The 18,402-nt window shown below is 73.5% G+C and carries 16 protein-coding genes and 1 pseudogene; 8 read left to right on the forward strand and 9 right to left on the reverse strand.

Annotated elements, in window-relative coordinates:
• Positions 1-18 precede the first annotated feature (18 nt).
• On the forward strand, positions 19-207 hold the full coding sequence (locus tag MICAU_RS26735; protein WP_013288478.1) for a helix-turn-helix transcriptional regulator: 189 nt from the start codon (positions 19-21) through the stop codon (positions 205-207).
• 1 nt (position 208) lies between these two features.
• A complete protein-coding gene (locus MICAU_RS26740) occupies positions 209-1,315 on the forward strand; it encodes a tyrosine-type recombinase/integrase (RefSeq protein ID WP_013288479.1) in 1,107 nt (368 codons plus the stop codon).
• 20 nt (positions 1,316-1,335) lie between these two features.
• Here MICAU_RS26740 and ychF read toward each other — a convergent pair whose 3' ends face one another.
• Genes ychF through MICAU_RS26755 form a run of 3 tightly spaced genes read right to left on the reverse strand, consistent with a single transcriptional unit; the run spans position 1,336 to position 3,769 of the window.
• Positions 1,336-2,421, reverse strand: coding sequence for a redox-regulated ATPase YchF (ychF, locus tag MICAU_RS26745; RefSeq protein ID WP_013288480.1), 1,086 nt, complete (start codon positions 2,419-2,421; stop codon positions 1,336-1,338).
• A gap of 58 nt (positions 2,422-2,479) precedes the next feature.
• Complete coding sequence (locus tag MICAU_RS26750; RefSeq protein WP_013288481.1) at positions 2,480-3,226, reverse strand: Type 1 glutamine amidotransferase-like domain-containing protein; 747 nt, start codon at positions 3,224-3,226, stop codon at positions 2,480-2,482.
• Between the two features lie 30 nt (positions 3,227-3,256).
• On the reverse strand, positions 3,257-3,769 hold the full coding sequence (locus MICAU_RS26755) for a MarR family winged helix-turn-helix transcriptional regulator (protein WP_041799118.1): 513 nt from the start codon (positions 3,767-3,769) through the stop codon (positions 3,257-3,259).
• A gap of 91 nt (positions 3,770-3,860) precedes the next feature.
• Between MICAU_RS26755 and MICAU_RS33265 the strand changes: the two are divergent.
• Positions 3,861-4,682: pseudogene (locus MICAU_RS33265) on the forward strand (EamA family transporter); the annotation flags it as partial.
• A gap of 128 nt (positions 4,683-4,810) precedes the next feature.
• Here MICAU_RS33265 and MICAU_RS33270 read toward each other — a convergent pair.
• The gene (locus MICAU_RS33270; RefSeq protein ID WP_225319535.1) at positions 4,811-5,275 is read right to left on the reverse strand and encodes a hypothetical protein; all 465 of its coding nucleotides are present in this window, start codon (positions 5,273-5,275) and stop codon (positions 4,811-4,813) included.
• Positions 5,276-5,517: 242 nt separating this feature from the next.
• Between MICAU_RS33270 and MICAU_RS26765 the strand changes: the two genes are divergently transcribed.
• From MICAU_RS26765 to valS, 5 genes are all read left to right on the forward strand, one after another.
• The gene (locus tag MICAU_RS26765) at positions 5,518-6,969 is read left to right on the forward strand and encodes an AlkA N-terminal domain-containing protein (RefSeq protein ID WP_013288484.1); all 1,452 of its coding nucleotides are present in this window, start codon (positions 5,518-5,520) and stop codon (positions 6,967-6,969) included.
• Positions 6,966-7,478 (forward strand): methylated-DNA--[protein]-cysteine S-methyltransferase, encoded by a 513-nt coding sequence (locus MICAU_RS26770; RefSeq protein WP_013288485.1) that lies wholly within the window; start codon positions 6,966-6,968, stop codon positions 7,476-7,478. Before MICAU_RS26765 ends, MICAU_RS26770 begins: the two co-directional genes overlap by 4 nt.
• 37 nt (positions 7,479-7,515) lie before the next feature.
• Complete coding sequence (locus tag MICAU_RS26775) at positions 7,516-9,336, forward strand: ABC transporter ATP-binding protein (RefSeq protein WP_013288486.1); 1,821 nt, start codon at positions 7,516-7,518, stop codon at positions 9,334-9,336.
• Positions 9,333-11,261 (forward strand): ABC transporter ATP-binding protein, encoded by a 1,929-nt coding sequence (locus MICAU_RS26780; RefSeq protein ID WP_013288487.1) that lies wholly within the window; start codon positions 9,333-9,335, stop codon positions 11,259-11,261. The genes MICAU_RS26775 and MICAU_RS26780 overlap by 4 nt, the downstream gene beginning before the upstream one ends.
• Positions 11,262-11,412: 151 nt before the next feature.
• Positions 11,413-13,977, forward strand: coding sequence for a valine--tRNA ligase (valS, locus tag MICAU_RS26785; protein ID WP_041799357.1), 2,565 nt, complete (start codon positions 11,413-11,415; stop codon positions 13,975-13,977).
• Between the two features lie 118 nt (positions 13,978-14,095).
• Here valS and MICAU_RS26790 read toward each other — a convergent pair whose 3' ends face one another.
• From MICAU_RS26790 to MICAU_RS26810, 5 genes are all read right to left on the reverse strand, one after another.
• Entirely contained in the window at positions 14,096-14,521 is a 426-nt protein-coding gene (locus MICAU_RS26790; RefSeq protein WP_013288489.1) for a hypothetical protein, read from the reverse strand.
• A gap of 157 nt (positions 14,522-14,678) precedes the next feature.
• Positions 14,679-15,389: an ABC transporter permease gene (locus tag MICAU_RS26795; protein ID WP_013288490.1), complete on the reverse strand. Its 711-nt coding sequence runs from the start codon at positions 15,387-15,389 to the stop codon at positions 14,679-14,681.
• Entirely contained in the window at positions 15,389-16,348 is a 960-nt protein-coding gene (locus MICAU_RS26800) for an ABC transporter ATP-binding protein (RefSeq protein ID WP_013288491.1), read from the reverse strand. Before MICAU_RS26800 ends, MICAU_RS26795 begins: the two co-directional genes overlap by 1 nt.
• A complete protein-coding gene (locus tag MICAU_RS26805) occupies positions 16,345-17,223 on the reverse strand; it encodes an ABC transporter permease (protein WP_013288492.1) in 879 nt (292 codons plus the stop codon). Before MICAU_RS26805 ends, MICAU_RS26800 begins: the two co-directional genes overlap by 4 nt.
• Positions 17,216-18,130, reverse strand: coding sequence for an ABC transporter ATP-binding protein (locus tag MICAU_RS26810; protein WP_013288493.1), 915 nt, complete (start codon positions 18,128-18,130; stop codon positions 17,216-17,218). Before MICAU_RS26810 ends, MICAU_RS26805 begins: the two co-directional genes overlap by 8 nt.
• Positions 18,131-18,402: the final 272 nt, after the last annotated feature.

Consider the following 18,402-nt stretch of genomic DNA (forward strand, 5'->3'; position numbering starts at 1 on the left):
GACAAGGAGGAGACAGCATTGGCAACCCGTGAAGCAGCGACCGAACTGTGGTCGATCGAGGAGGTGTCGGCGTTCCTGCGGGTGCCCGTCGGCACGCTGTACCAGTGGCGGTACCGCCGCACCGGGCCACGGGCGTTCAAGGTCGGCCGACACCTGCGCTACGACCCGGCCGACGTGCGCTCCTGGCTCTCGGGACAGGCGGCCTGACATGGGCAGCGTGGAGAAGCGGATACGCGACGGCAAGGTTACCTACCTGGCCCGGTGGCGCGACGACGCCCACCGCCAGCGCAAGCGCTCCTTCACGCGCAAGGTCGACGCCGATCGCTTCCTCGCCCAGGTCGAAGCCGACATCGTGCGCGGCCAGTACGTCGACCCGTCCGACAAGACGACCGTGGTCGAGTACGCCCGGCGCTGGGCTGCCGGCCGCGCTCACCGTCCAACAACCGCCCGGCGTGTCTCCAGCCTGATCGAGACGCATATTGCTGCGACTCCGCTCGGCTCCCGTCGCCTGGCGGCCGTCGTGCCCTCCGAGGTGCAGGCATGGGCGGCCGACCGTGGCAAGGTGCTGTCGCCGTCGACCCTGCGCAACCTTGTCGGGCTGCTCCGCTCGGTCTACGCGGCGGCCGTGCTGGACAGGCTCGTCGGCCGCTCGCCCGTGGTCCGGGTCAGCCTGCCGTCAGCCCACCGGGAACGCGTCGTGCCGCTCACCGTCGACCAGGTACGCAAGCTCGCCGACGCGATCCCCGCCCGCAACCGCGCCATGGTCCTCACCCAGGCCGGGTTGGGCCTGCGCCTCGGCGAGCTGCTCGCGCTGCGCGTGCAAGATGTCGACTTCGCCGCGCGCCTGGTGCGGATCGAGTGGCAGTTCGCGCCGCAGTCCAAGGTGCGGACGGTCCCCAAGACTCCGCGCTCGCGCCGGACCGTGCCGCTGCCCCAGGTCGTCGCTGACGCTCTCCGGGCGCACATGGCGCAGTTCCCACCGGCTGATGACGGCACGCTGTTCACGACCCGCTTCGCCGGCCCCTACCGCCACGACTACTACGGCTCGATCATCTTCGGCGCGGCTGTCCAGAAGGCGGGCCTGCCGGAGAGCATCACGACCCATGACCTACGCCACCATTACGCGTCGGTCCTGCTGATGCAGGGCGAGTCGGTCATCACCGTGGCCGAACGGCTGGGGCACGAGAACGCCACGCTGGTCCTATCGACGTACGGTCACCTGATGCCGGACTCGGAGGAACGCACCCGCCGGGCGGTCGATGAGGCGTGGGGTTGTGCCCCCGATGCGCCCCAGGGCGAGACACCAACGCTCTGACCTGCGAAAACAGCCCGGATTCAGACGTTGAAGCGGAACTCCACCACGTCGCCGTCCTGCATGACGTACTCCTTGCCCTCGATCCGGACCTTGCCGGCGGCCTTGGCCGCCGCCATCGATCCGGCCTCGACCAGGTCGTTGTAGGAGACCACCTCGGCCTTGATGAAGCCGCGCTGGAAGTCGCTGTGGATCACCCCGGCGGCCTCCGGCGCGGTCGCGCCGACCGGGACGGTCCAGGCCCGCGCCTCCTTGGGGCCGGCCGTCAGGTACGTCTGGAGCCCGAGCGTCCGGAAGCCCACCCGGACGAGCTGGTTCAGGCCGGGCTCGGACTGCCCGATCGACTCCAGCAGCTCGCGGGCCTCGTCCTCGGGCAGGTCCACCAGCTCGGACTCGATCTTGGCGTCCATGAAGATCGCCTCGGCGGGGGCGACCAGGCCGCGCAGCTCGTCGAGGAACTCGTCGTTGCCCAGCTCGGCCTCGTCGACGTTGAAGACGTAGAGGAACGGCTTGGTGGTGAGCAGGTGCAGCTCACGCAGGTGTTCCAGCTCGACCTTCGCGGCGGCGGCGCCCGCGTACAGGGTCACGCCGTTGTCGAGGACCTCGACCGCCTTCTTCGCTGCCTCGACCGCGGCGGCCCGGTCCTTGCGGAGCTTGGCCTCCTTCTCCAGCCGGGGAAGCGCCTTCTCCAGCGTCTGGATGTCGGCCAGGATCAGCTCGGTGTTGATCGTCTCGATGTCGTCGGCCGGGGAGACCTTGCCGTCGACGTGCACCACGTTCGGGTCGGAGAAGGCGCGCACCACCTGGCAGATCGCCGAGGCGTCCCGGATGTTGGCGAGGAACGCGTTGCCCCGGCCCTGCCCCTTGGAGGCACCCCGGACCAGGCCGGCGATGTCGACGAACGAGACCGGCGCCGGCAGCACCTTCTGCGAGGAGAAGATCTCGGCCAGCTTGGCCAGCCGCTCGTCGGGCAGCCCGACCACGCCGACGTTCGGCTCGATGGTGGCGAACGGGTAGTTCGCGGCGAGCACGTCGTTCTTGGTCAGCGCGTTGAACAGGGTGCTCTTGCCCACGTTGGGCAGGCCGACGATGCCGATGGTGAGACTCACGACGAACCAGCTTACGCGCTTCGCCGGCCGCGCCGGGCAGGCAGGTCCGCGAAGCCTGTCACTCCGGCTCGGCGGACAGCAGGCGCGGCTCGATCCGGGTCTCCCGGGCGGTGCCGTCCTCGGCGCGGACCAGCTCGTACGCGGCCACGCCGGGACGGTCCGCCACCGCCTCGGCCAGCCGGGTGCCCCGGTAGATCAGCCCCACGCCGTCGTCGGTGCAGTGGCTCGCCGGCAGCGTGCCGTCGGCGACCAGCCGGTGCATCAGCGGGCGGCGCTGCTCCTCGCTGTCGTAGTGCACGCCGTTGCCGTACGGGAGCCAGCCCAGCCCTTCGGTGAAGGGCCGCAGCGTCGGACCGTAGCTGTCGGTGGCGCCGCCGGTGTGCCAGCAGATCGAACCGGCGGAGACCCCGCCGAGCACCACTCCGGCCTGCCAGCACTCGTGCAGGATCTCCGGCAGGCCGTGCACCCGCCACACCGCGCAGAGGTTCGCCACGCTGCCGCCGCCGACCCAGATGACGTCCTGCGCGAGCAGGTGCGCCCGGATGTCCTCGACGTTGGGCATCGGGTAGAGCGCCAGGTGGGAGGCGCGGAACCGGGTGCCGGCGAAGGCGCCGTAGAAGACGGTGAACCCGGTCGGCTGGTCGCCGGTGGCCTGGCCGAGGTAGCAGACGCGGGGCGCGTCACCGGCCCCGGCAAGTTCGGCCATCAGGTCGAACAGGGCGCTGGGCCGAGCGTCCCAGGGGCCACGGCGACGGCTGGCGAAACCCATGCTGGTGGCGACGATCGTCGGTTCGGTGGCGGGCATGGGCGTCCTTCCGGGCGGTGACGGTGCCGATCATTGTGCCGGATCCGCGGGCCTGGCCTCGGCCGCCGCGAGCAACGCGCGCAGCAGGTCGGCCAGCCGGTCCTGGTCGGCGGGCGGAAGCGCGTCGAGGATCCGCCGCTGCACCGCGAGCCCGGCCTCGGCCGACTCCTCCACCACCCGGCGGCCGGTGTCGGTGAGCGTGACCCGCAGCGCCCGCCGGTCGGCCGGGTCCGGGGAGCGCCGCACCAGGCCCGCGCGTTCGAGGCGATCGAGCCGCCCGGTCATGCCGCCGGAGGTGAGCATCAGCGAGGCGGCGAGCGCCTTCGGCGCCAGCGTGTACGGCGAGCCGGAGCGCCGCAGCGCGGCCAGCACGTCGAACTCGCCCCGGCCGATGCCCCAGCCCGCGTACACCTTCTCCTGGCCGTCGCCGACCAGCCGGGCCAGCCGGTAGATGCGGCCGAACACGGCCATCGGCTCGGGCCGCATACCTGGTCGTTCCCGCCGCCACTGCTCGACGATCGCGTCCACCTCGTCGCCTGTCACGGCTGCCGATTGTGCCGCACGTCCCACTTCCCCTTTTCGCTCGGACCTGATTAGCTTAGCGCTAAGATACTTAGAGCCGAGAGAGGCCGACATGAACCGCCGCTGGACCGACGTCGCGCTCACCGCCGCCGCCCCGATCACCTGGGGGACCACCTACCTGGTCACCGGCGAACTCCTTCCCCCGGACCGGCCGCTCTGGGCCGGGGCGATCCGCGCCCTCCCGGCCGGTCTGCTGCTGCTCGCCCTGACCCGCCGACGACCACGCGGTCTCTGGTGGGGGCGAGCCGCAGTGCTCGGCGCGCTGAACATCGGGGTGTTCTTCCCGCTGCTGTTCCTCGCCGCGTACCGGCTGCCCGGCGGCACCGCCGCCGTCCTCGGCGCCGCGCAGCCACTGCTGGTGGCGGTGCTGACAGTCGCGCTGCTCCGTGACCGCCCCACCCGGCCGGCGCTGGTCGCCGCCGCGGTCGCCCCGCTCGGCGTCGCCCTCGTGGTGCTGCGCCCAGGTGCCGGCCTCGACCCGCTCGGCGTCACCGCCGGACTGGCCGGCGCCGTGGCGATGGCCGCCGGACTTGTGCTCACCCGCCGCTGGGGCCGGCCGCCCGGAACGGGCGTCCTCGCCGCGACGAGCTGGCAGCTCGTCGCCGGTGGCCTGATGATCGTGCCGGTCGCCGCCGCCGTCGAGGGCGCGCCGCCCGTGCCCGACGGGCCGGCCCTTCTCGGGTACGCGTGGCTCGGGCTGGCCGGCACCGCGCTGGCGTACGTGCTGTGGTTCCGGGGCGCGGCGCGACTGCCGGTGTCCCGCGTGTCGGTGCTCGGCGCGCTGAGCCCGCTCACCGCGGCGGCGCTCGGCTGGGTGGTGCTCGGTGAGGCGCTGGACCCGGTCCAGCTCACCGGTTTCGCGGTGGCCGTGGCGGCGATGGTGCTCGCGCAGATGCCGGGTCGATCGCCGCGCCCGCAGCCGGGCGGCGGCGCGGACAGCCCGACAACGACGCCGGCCGGCCTTCGGGCAGGCGGCGGGACGGCGGCCCGGTGGCGGCGCGGTCAGCCGGCCCGCAGCCGACGCCAGTCGTCCGGCCACGCCTCGGCGGTGACGCCCTCGGGCAGCACACCGGCCGGTAGCTGCGCCGCGGCCGCGAGCGGCAGCGTGAACCGGTGCGCGGCGGCGGGACCGGCCGCGTACGACCGGTCGAGCAGCCACCGCACCTCGTCGGCGGTCCAGCCCAGGCCGGAGCGGGCGGCGATCTCGCGGACCAGCCGCAGGCCGACCCGGGTGTCGTCGTCGTAGAAGCGCATGCACCAGTGGTGCGCCCACATACCGAGCGCGCGCAGCCCGTCCGGGTCGAGGGAGCCGGCCAGCCGCCCGCAGGCGGTGTCCGCGAAGGGGCGACCGGGGTCACCGGCCCGGTCGCGCTCGATCGCGCCGTACGCGGCCGGCGCCACCACCCGCATCCGCTCGTAGAAGCCCTCCACCACCGCGGCGTCCAACGGTGCTCGCCCCGATCGCATCAGCGGACACCCCGCCCGGCCACGCTCGCCATGCCCCGCACCTCTTCTTGAGTTGGTGGCGGGACGCTACCGACCACTTACGACACTTTCTCGGGTCCGCCGGTCATGATCCACGCCACCTCGCCGGAGTGGCGGTGTCCCGGGGCTCGGGATACCGCCACTTCCCCGAGCGGGCGCGACTGCCGCACGTCATGTCTGAATCCCGCCAGCCGAGCGTCGGAGCTGCGAGGCAGGATCGTGGCATGGAACTGGACTTCGAGCGGTGCTACCGAGCCGTCGACAGCCGCGACCCGCGGTTCGACGGCTGGTTCTACACCGGCGTGACGTCGACCGGGATCTACTGCCGGCCGTCCTGTCCGGCGATGACGCCGAAGCGGCAGAACGTCCGGTTCTTCCCGTCCGCCGCCGCCGCGCAGGGGGCCGGGCTGCGGGCGTGCCGCCGGTGCCGGCCGGACGCGGCACCGGGCTCGCCCCAGTGGGACGTCCGGGCCGACCTGGTCGGTCGCGCCATGCGGCTGATCGCCGACGGCGTGGTGGACCGGGACGGGGTGCCCGGGCTGGCCACCCGGCTGGGCTACACCGAGCGGCACCTGCACCGGATGCTCCGGGCCGAGCTGGGCGCCGGCCCGCTGGCGCTGGCCCGGGCCCAGCGCGCGCAGACCGCCCGGATCCTGATCGAGACCACCGGCCTCGGCCTGGCCGAGGTGGCCTTCGCCGCCGGGTTCGGCAGCGTCCGGCAGTTCAACGACACGGTCCGCGAGGTCTACGGCGGCACGCCGTCCGAGCTGCGGGCCGGCCGACGTGGCCCGGCGGCGACCACCGGGGCGGGCACGCTCTCGCTACGGCTGGCGTACCGGCCCCCGCTGCACGCGGGCGCGCTGCTGGACTTCCTCGCGCTGCGCGCGCTACCCGGCGTCGAGGTGGTCCGCGACGGCACCTACCACCGAGGGCTGCGACTGCCGCACGGTCCCGCCACGGTGGCGCTGGCCCCTGCCGACGGCCACATCGACGCGACGCTGCGGCTGGCCGACATGCGTGACCTGGCCCCCGCGGTGGCCCGCTGCCGCCGTCTGCTCGACCTGGACGCCGACCCGGTAGCGGTGGACGCCACACTGGCCGCCGACCCGGCGCTGGCCCCGGCCGTCGCGGCCGAGCCCGGCGTCCGGCTGCCGCACGCGGTTGACGGTTTCGAGCTGGCCGTCCGCGCCGTCGCCACCCAGCAGGTCTCGCTGGCCTCGGCGCGGACCACGCTCACCCGCCTGCTCTCCGCCACCCGGGCAGCGAGCGGGGCGGGTGCCGACGACCCGGCGGACGGCCTGGTGGCGTTCCCCGGTCCGGCGGAGGTGCTCGCGGCTCCGGACACGGCGTTCCGGATGCCGGCGGCCCGCCGGGAGACGCTCCGTGCGTTGGCCCGCGCGGTCGCCGACGGCGAACTCGACCTGGAACCCGGAGGCGACCGGGAGGAGGCGGTCCGGCTCCTGGCCGCGGTGCCCGGTATCGGCCCGTGGACCACCGGCTACCTGGCCATGCGCGCACTCGGCGACCCGGATGTCGCGCTCACCACCGACCTGGGCGTACGCCGTGGCGCAGCGGCGCTCGGCCTGTCCGACGACCCGAAGACCCTGTCCGCGTACGCCGACCGCTGGCGCCCCTGGCGGTCGTACGCGACCATCCGACTCTGGAGAGCAGCATGAGCACTGTGGACAGCACCGTCATCGACACCCCCGCCGGCCCGTTGAGCGTGCTCGCCGGCCCGACCGGGGCGGTACGCGCGGCGGGCTTCACCGCCGACCCGGCGGCCCTGCTGCCGTTGATCCACCCGAGCCTGCGCGGCGAGCTGCGGGAACGGGCCGACCTCGGTCCGGTGACCGCCGCCGTGCGGGCCTACCTGGACGGTGAACTCACCGCGATCGACGCGGTAGCGGTGGAGCAGCACACCGGCGGCGCATTCCTGACGCACGCCTGGCAGGTGCTGCGCGACGTGAAGCCCGGCGACCCGGTCACCTACACCGGCTTCGCCGCGCTGGCCGGGCGACCGGCGGCGATCCGGGCCGCCGCGGCGGCCTGCGCGCGCAACGCCGCCGCGCTGTTCGTGCCCTGCCACCGGGTGCTGCGCACCGACGGCTCGCTCGGCGGATACCGCTGGGGCCTGGACGTGAAGAAGTGGCTTCTCGGGCATGAGGGACGGGTGACGGCTAGCTGACAGCCGGACTGCCACCCCCGGCGGCTACCGTCGGGTAGTGCCCGCGTCCAGCGACGGCAACCCCGCGGCGCATTCCGGCGCCCGGTCCCAGCCGCTGCGCAACCTCTGGCGGCTGCGGCCCTACCTGCGCCCGTACGCGACGGAGTTCGCCTGGCTGCTGGTCGCGGCGCTTGCCGCCACCGCGGCGAGCCTGGCCGTTCCGCTCGTGGTGCAGCGGGTGGTCGACGGGCCGGTGGCCCGGCACGACGAGGCCGGGCTGCTCCGGCTCGGCGCCCTCGCGCTGCTGCTCGGCGTGGCCGAGGCGGTCCTCATCTTCATCCGCCGCTGGACGCAGTCGTCGTCCTCGGTGGGCATGGAGGCCGCCATCCGCGCCGACATCTACGCCCACCTGCAACGGCTTCCGGCCGGCTTCCACGACCGCTGGCAGTCCGGCCAGTTGTTGTCCCGGATCACCAGCGACCTCTCGGTGATCCGGCGGTTCCTCTCCTTCGGGCTGCTGTTCCTGGTCCTCAACCTGGTCACCTACGCGGCGGTGGTGGCGCTGCTGATCCGGCTGCACCAGTGGCTGGGGCTGCTGGTCGCGGCGAGCGCCGTACCGCTGTTCCTGATCAGCCGCCGCTTCGCGCGCCACTACCACGCGGCGTCGCGGCGGATGCAGGACCAGCAGGGCGACGTCGCCACGCTGGTCGAGGAGACCGCGCTGGGGTTGCGCACCATGCGGGCGTACGGGCGTGGGCCGGAACTGGCTGCCCGGTTCGCCGTCGGCGCGCGCCGGCTGCACGACACCGGGATCGGCAAGGCCCGGCTGCTGGCCCGTACCTCCGCGTTGTTCGACCTGGTGCCCAACCTGACCCTCGGCGCGGTCCTGGTGGCAGGCGCCGCGGCGGTCGCCGACGGCGTGCTGTCCATCGGGGAGCTGGTCGCGTTCGTCAGTCTCCAGCTCATGCTGATCTGGCCGGTGCAGTCGCTGGGCTGGATCATCGCCAACGGCCAGGAGGCCGCGACCGCCGCCGACCGGATCCAGGAGGTCCTGGACACGCCGCCGACCATCGTGGACGCACCGCACGCCCGGCCGCTCGACCGGGGCGAGGTGCGCGGCCGGCTCCGCTTCGAGGGGGTCGGCTTCCGCTACCCCGGTACGTCCGCGCCGGTGCTGCGCGATCTGGACCTGACAGTGGAGCCGGGCGAGACGATGGCGCTCGTCGGCGCCACCGGCTGCGGCAAGAGCACGCTGCTGTCGCTCGTCCCCCGGCTGCACGAGGTCACCCGCGGCCGGATCACGCTCGACGGGTACGACGTGCGTGACCTGCGGCTGGAGTCGTTGCGGCGGCTGGTCGCCGTCGCGTTCGAGGAGCCGACGCTGTTCTCCATGTCGGTCTGGGAGAACCTCACACTGGGCCGCCCGGACGCGAGCGAGGACGAGGTCCGGGCCGCGCTGACGCTGGCCCAGGCGGAGTTCGCGTTCGAGCTGCCCTGGGGGCTTTCGACCCGGGTCGGTGAGCAGGGGCTGTCGCTGTCCGGCGGGCAGCGGCAGCGTCTCGCGCTGGCGCGTGCGGTGCTCGGCCGGCCCGCGGTGCTGGTGCTCGACGACCCGCTCTCCGCACTCGACGTGCACACCGAGGCGCTCGTCGAGGCGGCCCTGCGCCGCGTGCTGCGGGACACCGCCACCACGACCCTGCTGGTGGCGCACCGCCCCTCGACCGTGGCACTGGCGGACCGGGTGGCGTTGCTCGACGACGGCCGGATCGTCGCCGTCGGCACCCACTCGGAGCTGCTGGCCCGCGTACCCGCCTACCGGGCGGTGCTGTCCGCCGAGCCGGAGCGCCGGAGCGACGGCGTCGGCCTGGTGCGCTCGTGACCGGCCGCGCGCCGCGGGTGCCCCGGCCCCGCGACGCGCCGAACGGTAACGGGACGACCGGCGCGCGCCACGGCGACGGTGAAGGCCTGTCCCGCTGGCGAGGGCGGGCCACCGATCCGGACGCCGACCGCAGCCGGGCCGAGGACTCGTCCCCGGAGGCGGTGACCCGGCTGCGTGCCCGCAGCCGGCTGCTGCTGCGCCGGCTGCTGCGCCCGCACCGGCGGGCCCTCGGGCTGGCGGTGGCGTTGCTGCTGGCCCAGAACGCCGCCGCGATGTCCGGGCCGTACCTGGTCATGCTCGGCATCGACAGGGGTATCGAGCCGCTGCGGGGCGGCGATCCCGGCCCGCTGATCGCTGTCGCCGCCGCGTTCGTGGTCGCCACCGCTGTCGAGTACGCGGCCCGGCGCGCGTTCCTCACCCTCGCCGCCCGGATCGGCCAGGCCGTCCTGCTGGACCTGCGCCGCCGGGTGTACGGGCACTTCCTCCGCCTCGACGTCGGGTTCCACGAGCGCTACACGTCCGGGCGGATGGTGTCCCGGCTGACCAGCGACCTGGAGTCGATCGCCGAGCTGGTCGACGGCGGCATCGACAAGCTGGTGATGGCCGGGCTCTCCGTGCTGTCGGTGGCGGGCATCCTGCTCTGGCTGGACCTGCCACTGGCGGCGGTGACGCTGCTCGCGTTCCCGTTCCCGTTCCTGTTCGTGCTGTCGCGCTGGTTCGCCCGCGCCTCGGCCGGGGCGTACCGGCGCACCCGGGAGGCGGTGGCGCTGGTCATCGTGCACTTCGTCGAGTCGCTGCGCGGCATCCGGGCCGTCCAGGCGTACCGGCGGGAGGACCGCAACGACCGCATCTTCGCCACTGTGAACGACGACTACCGGCGCTCCAGCCTGCGCGCGTTCCGGCTGATCGCGATCTACTCGCCGGGCATCCGGCTGATCGGCAACCTGACCGCTGCGGTGGTGCTCGGGTACGGCGGCTGGCGGGTGCTGGGCGGCGGCGTGGAGGTGGGCGTGCTCGCCGCGTTCCTGCTCTACCTGCGCCGGTTCTTCGAGCCGATGGAGGAGCTGAGCCAGTTCTACAACTCGCTCCAGTCGGCGACCGCCGCGCTGGAGAAGCTGGCCGGCGTGCTGGACGAGCGCCCGGCGGTGGCCGAACCGGCGCGGCCGGTGCCGCTGCCGGCCGGGCCGCCGCGCGGGGCCGTCACCTTCCGCGCCGTCGACTTCGGCTACCGCCGCCGGACGCCGATCCTGTCCGGCCTGGACCTGACCGTGCCGCCGGGGCAGACAGTGGCGTTGATCGGGCCGACCGGCGCCGGAAAGTCCACTGTCGCGAAGCTGGTGGCCCGCTTCCACGATCCGGACGCGGGCGTGATCCGGCTGGACGGGGTGGACCTGCGCGACCTCGCAGACGCCGAGCTGCGCCGGGCGGTGGTGCTGGTGACCCAGGAGACGCACCTGTTCAGCGGTTCCGTGGCCGACAACATCAGGTTCGGCCGCCCCGACGCCGACGACGAGGCGGTGGTCGCGGCCGCGCGGGCGATCGGCGCGCACGACTTCATCGCCGCGCTGCCGGACGGGTACGCCACCGACGTGCACCGGCGCGGCGGGCGGCTCTCCGCCGGGCAGCGGCAGCTCGTCGCGTTCGCCCGGGCGTTCCTCGCCGACCCCCGGGTGCTGATCCTCGACGAGGCGACCTCGTCGCTCGACGTGCCGACCGAGCGGCTGGTGCAGCGGGCCCTGCACAGCGTGCTGCGCGACCGTACCGCGCTGGTCATCGCCCACCGGCTCTCCACGGTGGAGACAGCGGACCGGGTGCTGGTGCTCGACGACGGCCGGATCGTGGAGGACGGCCCGCCGGCCGAGCTGATCGCCGCCGACGGCCGCTACGCCGCCCTGCACCGCCAGTGGCGCGACTCCCTCCTCTAGCCCTCGCCCAGGTCCCCGTCGATCTTGCACTTGCGGCCCGCGAGATGCCCGATCAGTGGCTTGTGCCGGGGCGGCAAGTGCAAGATCGACGAGGACGCGCGGGGTGGGGAAAGTCGTGGAGTGCGGCAGGGTGGCTGCCTACCATCGGCTGATGACCGACACGACGATCAGCCCTCGCGGCGGCGTCCCCGAGCGTCCGAGCCTGGACGGCCTCGAGGAGACCTGGGCCCGCCGCTGGCAGGAGGACGGCACGTACGCGTTCGACCGCACGAAGGAGCGGTCGGACGTATACGCGATCGACACTCCCCCGCCGACCGTGTCGGGCGAGCTGCACATGGGTCACGTCTTCTCGTACACCCACACCGACACGGTGGCCCGGTTCCAGCGGATGCGCGGGCGCACCGTCTTCTACCCGATGGGCTGGGACGACAACGGGCTGCCCACCGAACGCCGGGTGCAGAACGTGTACGGCGTTCGTCCCGACCCGTCGTTGCCGTACGACAAGGACTGGCGCCCGCCGGCCGCACCGGTGGACGACGCTGCCCGGAAGAACCCGACAGCGATCTCCCGGCGCAACTTCATCGAGCTGTGCGAGCTGCTCACTGTGGAGGACGAGAAGGCGTTCGAGGCGCTGTGGCGGCGGCTCGGGCTGTCAGTGGACTGGTCGCTGACGTACACCACGATCGGGTCGGCGGCCCGCGCGGCGAGCCAGCGGGCGTTCCTGCGCAACCTGGCCCGGGGCGAGGCGTACCAGGCCGAGGCGCCGACGCTGTGGGACGTCGGGTACGGCACCGCCGTCGCGCAGGCGGAACTGGAGGACCGGGAGCGGCCCGGCGCGTACCACCGGCTGCGGTTCACCGGGCCGGACGGCCGCGAGGTGCTGATCGACACCACCCGGCCGGAGCTGCTGCCGGCCTGCGTGGCGCTCGTCTGCCACCCCGACGACGAGCGGTACGCGGACCTGGTCGGCGCCGCTGCGCGTACCCCTGTGTTCGGGGTCGAGGTGCCGGTGCGCGCGCACCCGCTGGCGGACCCGGCCAAGGGCACGGGCATCGCGATGGTCTGCACGTTCGGTGACCTGACCGACGTGACCTGGTGGCGGGAACTGCGGCTGGACACCCGCGTGGTGATCGGCCGGGACGGACGCCTGCTGCCGGAGCCGCCGGCCGGCGTGCCGGCGGAGCCCTACGCGGCACTGGCCGGGCAGACGGTGAACGGCGCCCGGCGGACGCTCGTGGAGCTGCTCGCCGACGCGGGCGACCTGGTCGGCGAGCCGCGGCCGATCACCCACCCGGTGAAGTTCTACGAGCGCGGCGACCGGCCGCTGGAGATCGTCTCGACCCGGCAGTGGTATCTGCGCAACGGCGGCCGGGACGCCGGCCTGCGCGAGGAGCTGCTGGCCCGGGGGCGGGAGCTGCGCTGGGTGCCGGAGCACATGCGGCACCGGTACGAGCACTGGGTGGGCGGTCTCACCGGTGACTGGCTGGTCAGCCGGCAGCGGTTCTTCGGCGTGCCGGTGCCGGTGTGGTACCGGCTCGACGACGCTGGCGAGCCGGACTGGTCCCACCCTCTCACACCGGACGAGGCGATGCTCCCGATCGATCCGACGAGCGAGCCGCCGCCCGGATACGAGGAGTCGCAGCGCGGTGAGCCAGGCGGTTTCACAGGCGACCCGGACGTGCTGGACACCTGGGCCACCTCGTCGCTGACCCCGCAGATCGTCGGCGGCTGGGAGACCGACCCGGACCTGTTCGCCCGGGTCTTCCCGATGGACCTGCGCCCGCAGGGGCACGACATCATCCGGACCTGGCTGTTCGCCACTGTGGCCCGGTCCCACCTGGAACACGGCGCGCTGCCGTGGCACACAGCTGTGCTCTCCGGCTGGATCCTCGACCCGGACCGCAAGAAGATGTCGAAGTCCAAGGGCAACGTGGTCACGCCGATGGCGCTGCTGGAGCGCAACGGGTCCGACGCGGTCCGCTACTGGGCCGCCAACGGCAAGCCGGGCATGGACCTCGCCTTCGACCCGGCCCAGGTCAAGGTGGGCCGCCGGCTGGCCACCAAGCTGCTCAACGCGTCGCGGTTCGCGCTCGGGCTGGGCGCCGCCGACGCGCTGCGGGCCGCGGCGACCCAACCGCTGGACACCGCGATGCTCGCCGAACTGTCCGGCGTGGTCGCGACCGCGACCACCGCCTTCGACGGGTACGACCACACGGCCGCTCTGATGGCCACCGAGGCGTTCTTCTGGCGGTTCTGCGACGACTACATCGAGCTGGTGAAGGAGCGCGCCTACGGCACCGGGCCGGCCGCCGACTCGGCCCGGGCGGCGCTGGCGACCGCGCTGTCGGTGCAGTTGCGCCTGTTCGCGCCGGTGCTGCCGTTCGTGACCGAGGAGGTCTGGTCGTGGTGGCGGTACGGGTCGGTGCACCGCTCACCGTGGCCGACCACGTACGAGGTGGGCCGCGCCATGGAGGCGCCGGGTGACCCGGAGCTGCTGCGGCTGGCCGCTGACGCGCTGGGTCAGGTGCGCCGCGCCAAGTCGGAACGGAAGCTGTCGATGAAGGCGGACGTGCCGCTGGCCGAGGCGCTCGGACCGGCAGCGGTGCTCGATCAGCTCGGCGCCGTCGCCGACGACCTGCGGGCCGCGGGCCGGATCGCGAAGCTGGACCTGCTGCCGGACCGCACCACGGAACTGGTCATCGCCTGCGCGTTCTGAACCGCCGCACGGCGGTCGGATGTAAGGAAGGGCCCCTTCTTAACGCCTGGCGTTGTAGAAGGGGCCCTTCTTAACACCCCGGAGGGCCGACCGGGCCGGCCCCTCGGCGGTGCATGCCTCACTCGGCCGCGCAGGCCGCCTTGAGCTTGTCCCGGGCGGTGGTCAGATCCGCCTTGCTCGGCGCCTTGCCCGGCGCCTTGGCCCAGGTGTCGGCGAGGTCGGTCATGGCGGTGGCGACCCCCTTCACCGCGGCGTTCACCTCGTCGCTGCTGGTGAAGGCGTGCGTGTAGAGCGTGGCCGCGCCCGCCGAGTACTGGGCGCTGACCGCCGAGTGGCCGGCCGGCGGGCCGATCTTCTCCGCCTCGGCCACCTCCTTCAGCGCGGCCGTGATGTCCTTCTCCGCCGTCGCGCAGGTCTTCCGGGTGGCCTCGTCGAGGCCCGCCGGCGCCGGGGTCACCGGCGGCACGGAGGTGGCGGCGGGGGCGGAGGGCGCCGCCGGCCCGGCCGAGGGCTTGTCGTCATCGCAGCCGGACATGACGATCATCGCGACCGCGGCCGGAGCCAGCAGGGCGAGGCGAGCTGAACGCAAGGTGTTCTCCCCGTGTCGGTGTGCGTAGCCGCCGCAAACTAACAGACCGGACACGGCAGGGCAGAACCCGTTTTCCGGCGCTCGTGCCGGAAAACGGGTTCCGCCCCGGGGTTCAGCTCGTCTCGCCGGCCACGCTGAACGAGCGCAGGCGGTCGATCGCCAGCACTGTGAACCCGACCGCCACCAGGGCGGTGAGCACCGCCGCGACCGGCACCGAGACGGTGGTGCCGAGCAGCGGCGTCGGCGCCATCCGGTCGGCCAGGGCGATCACCCACTGCTGGATCGACAGCACCCGGGTGCCGCCGACGAACCGGCCCAGCAGCCCTTCCCAGATCAGCACGTAGACCAGGCCGAGCAGCACCGGCCGCCGGGTCACCAGGCTCAGCGCGAGGAACAGCGCCGAGTACGCCAGCGCGCCCGCCGCCGAGGCGGCGACCAGTGCGAGTCCGAGGCGTACCGAATCGGCGAGCACGCCCGCGACGTAGATCGGGACGCCGACGGTGACCGCTGTGACGCCGGCCGCGACCGCCAGCTTCGGCAGCACGATCTGCCAGCGCGGCAGCGGCTTGGTGAGGATGTGCACGACGGTGCCGTCGTCGATCTCCGCGCCGAGCACGCCGGTGCCCACGATCAGCGCCACCACCGGCAGCACCACCGCGAGGCCGAGGCCGACGAGCACCGGCGGTCCCCACTGGCCCGGGTCGACGCCGAGCGACCGGCAGAGCACCGCCAGGCCGATCAGGACCAGCGGCAACGGCAGCAGCATGAGGAACCGGCTCCGGCCGAACAGGCCGCGCGCGGTGATCCAGGTGACTGTCGACATCATGCCTCCACCAGATACGAGAAGACGCTCTCCAGCGACTCGTCCTCCGGCAGGAGCTGCCGGACCCGGATGCCGTGCCGGAGCGCGATCCGGGGCAGTGCCCGGGTGAACGCGCCGTAGTCGCCGGCCTTGACCGTCAGGCCGGTTCGGTCCAGCTCGACGCCGGAGACCGACGCCTCGGCCATCAGCGCCACCGCCAGCGCCCGGTCGTCGGTGGAACGCACCCCGAACACGTGCGGCCGGTTGGTCATCAGGCGGCGGATGGTCCGGTAGTCGCCGGAGGCGGCGAGCCGGCCGGCCACCATCACCTGGACCGTGCCGGAGACCTGCTCGACCTCCTCCAGGATGTGCGAGCTGAACAGGATGGTCCGCCCCGCGTCGCCGAGCCGGTGCAGCAGCGCCATCATGTGCAGCCGCTGGCGCGGGTCCATCCCGTTGAACGGCTCGTCGAGCAGCAGCACCTGCGGGTCGTGCACGAGCGCGGCGGCGACCCGGGTGCGCTGCCGCATGCCCTTGGAGTAGGTGCCGATCCGGCGGGTCTGCGCGTCCTCCATCTCGACCAGCTCGATCGCCCGCCGGGTGGCGGCCTCCGGATCGGGCAGCCGGTGCAGCTTGGCGCTGGCGAGCACGAACTCGTACGCGCTGAGGAACGTGTGCACCGCCTCGCGCTCGCTGACCAGGCCGAGCCGCCGGTAGACGGCGGGGTTGCGCCAGGTCGGCTCCCCGTCCAGCGTCACGGTGCCGCGCGACGGGGACAGGAAGCCCGCCATCATGTGCAGCAGCGTGGTCTTCCCGGCGCCGTTGGGGCCGAGCAGGCCGGTCACGCCGGGGCCGAGCCGCATGGTGACGTCGTTGACCGCCACCACGTTGCCGTACCAGCGGGAGACGCCCGCCAGGTCGAGCGTGCTCGTCGCGGCGGCGGGCGCGCCGGCCGTCGACTGGGTGCTGATCGCCGTCATCGGGCGGCCACCTTCCGGTATCGCAGGAGCAGCAGGCTGACGCAGGCGGCGACCAGCAGCACGGCGGCCACGGCGTAGACCGGCCCGAAGTCGCCGATCGGCATGCCGCCCCGTCCCTGGGTCAGCCGGTCGCCGAGCGCCCAGTTGCCCACGCCGCCGACGAGCGTCGGCGGAGAAGCCACGAAGGCCAGCTCGTTGATCGTCCGCGAGGGCAGGATGGACAGCACGCCCACGACCGGCGTGGTCATCAGGAAGACCGCCACGATGCCGCCGGCGGCGAACGCGCGCTTGCCGGTGAGCGAGGCGACGAGCAGGGCGATCGAGGCGAACACCACCGCCCACAGCCCGGCGTAGAGCAGCCCGGGCAGCAGGTCGAGCAGCTCGTCCCACACCCCGCGTACGCCCCGGTTCGTGGTGAACGCGGCACCGAGGAACATCACCAGCTGCGGGCCGCCGAGCAGCAGCCACAGCGCGGTCACCAGCGCCAGCAGCTTGGACAGGGCGTAGTCGCCGCGCGGCAGCGGCCGGGAGAAGTACAGCGGCAGCACGCCGCTGCGCAGGTCGCGGGAGACCAGCTCGGGCGCGGCCACCGCGGCGAAGAAGATGACCAGCCAGCTCATCGCGTCGGCGAACTGGGCGTACGTCATCACCACCTCGCCGATCTGGCTGCGCACCGCGGTGACGCCGGCGGCCACCACTGTGACCACGGAGACGACCAGCCACGGGAAGATCTTGGCCTTGGCGCTGCGGCCCAGCCCGAAGACGGTACGCACGCCGTGCAGGTAGAGCGCGCCGAAGACCTGCCGGCGGCCGAGCCGCGGACCGGTGTAGCGCTGGTAGCCGATGTCGTGGATGACCCCGGTCGCGTCAGACATGGCTGGGCTCCCTCGCGGCGAAGAGTTCGGCCACCCGGTGCCGCCGCTGGTCCAGCCGGTGCAGCGGCAGGTCCAGCTCGGCGACCGCGCCGAGGATCTGGTCGTAGGTGGCGTCGTCGGCGAGCGGGACGAGCAGCAGCCGCCCGTCGCGGGTCACCGGCAGGTCGAGCGCGGTGAGCCGGGCGGCCAGTTCCTCCGTGCCCTCGCTCACCTCGACCGCGAGCACGTCGGTGGCGGTGGTCATGGCGGACACCCGGTCCGCGCGCAGCAGCCGGCCGCCGTCGATGGCGACGAGCGTGTCGCAGATCCGCTCCACCTCGCCGAGCAGGTGCGAGCAGACCACCACCGAGATGCCGAACTCGGTGCCGATCCGGTGGATCAGCGCGAGCATGGCGTCCCGGCCGGCCGGGTCGAGGCCGTTGGTCGGCTCGTCGAGCAGCAGCAGGTCGGGATCGTGCACGAGCGCCTGGGCGAGCTTGACCCGCTGCTTCATGCCGGTGGAGTAGCCACCGACGGCCCGGTGCCGCTCCTCGTGCAGACCGACGTGGCGCAGCGCCTCGGAGGCCCGCTCGCGGGCGACTGTGCGCGGCAGCCCGCTGATCCGGCCCAGATGGGTGACCAGCTCGGCGGCGGACAGGTCGGGCGGGAGGGCGTCGTGCTCGGGCATGTAGCCGACCCGGGCGCGGACCGCGGCGGGGTCGGTGGTGGGGTCGAGGCCGAGCACCTGCACCCGGCCGCTGGTCGGCGGGAGCAGACCCAGCAGGATCTTGATCAGAGTGGACTTGCCGGCGCCGTTCGCGCCCACCAGCCCGATGATCCCCGGCTCGACCGACACGGTGAGGTCGGCCAACGCGGTGACCCGGCCTCCGTACGTCTTGGTCAGCGACTCGGTCGCGAGCAGTGTCACGCCGTTCAGCGTAGAACTCCGGTGCCTCGCCAGAGCCTCTCCTGACCCCTGCGATCCCCTGATCCTCGGCCTCCGCGGCCCTTAGGTGGCGGGAACGGCGGCGCGCCTCGGGTGGAGGACTCGCGCCGGCTCCGGTCCCGTCTCCGCCGAGCGGTCCGGCGGATACGGGACCGCGCGCTCGGCCGGTCGGCGCGCGCAGGCAGCCGTTCGCACGATCGACCGGCCGCGGCCCGCCGGTAAGGATTCGGTGACCCCGACTCGTCCTCGGCACG

It is taken from the genome of Micromonospora aurantiaca ATCC 27029 (assembly GCF_000145235.1).
In the GTDB taxonomy this organism is placed as follows: domain Bacteria; phylum Actinomycetota; class Actinomycetes; order Mycobacteriales; family Micromonosporaceae; genus Micromonospora; species Micromonospora aurantiaca.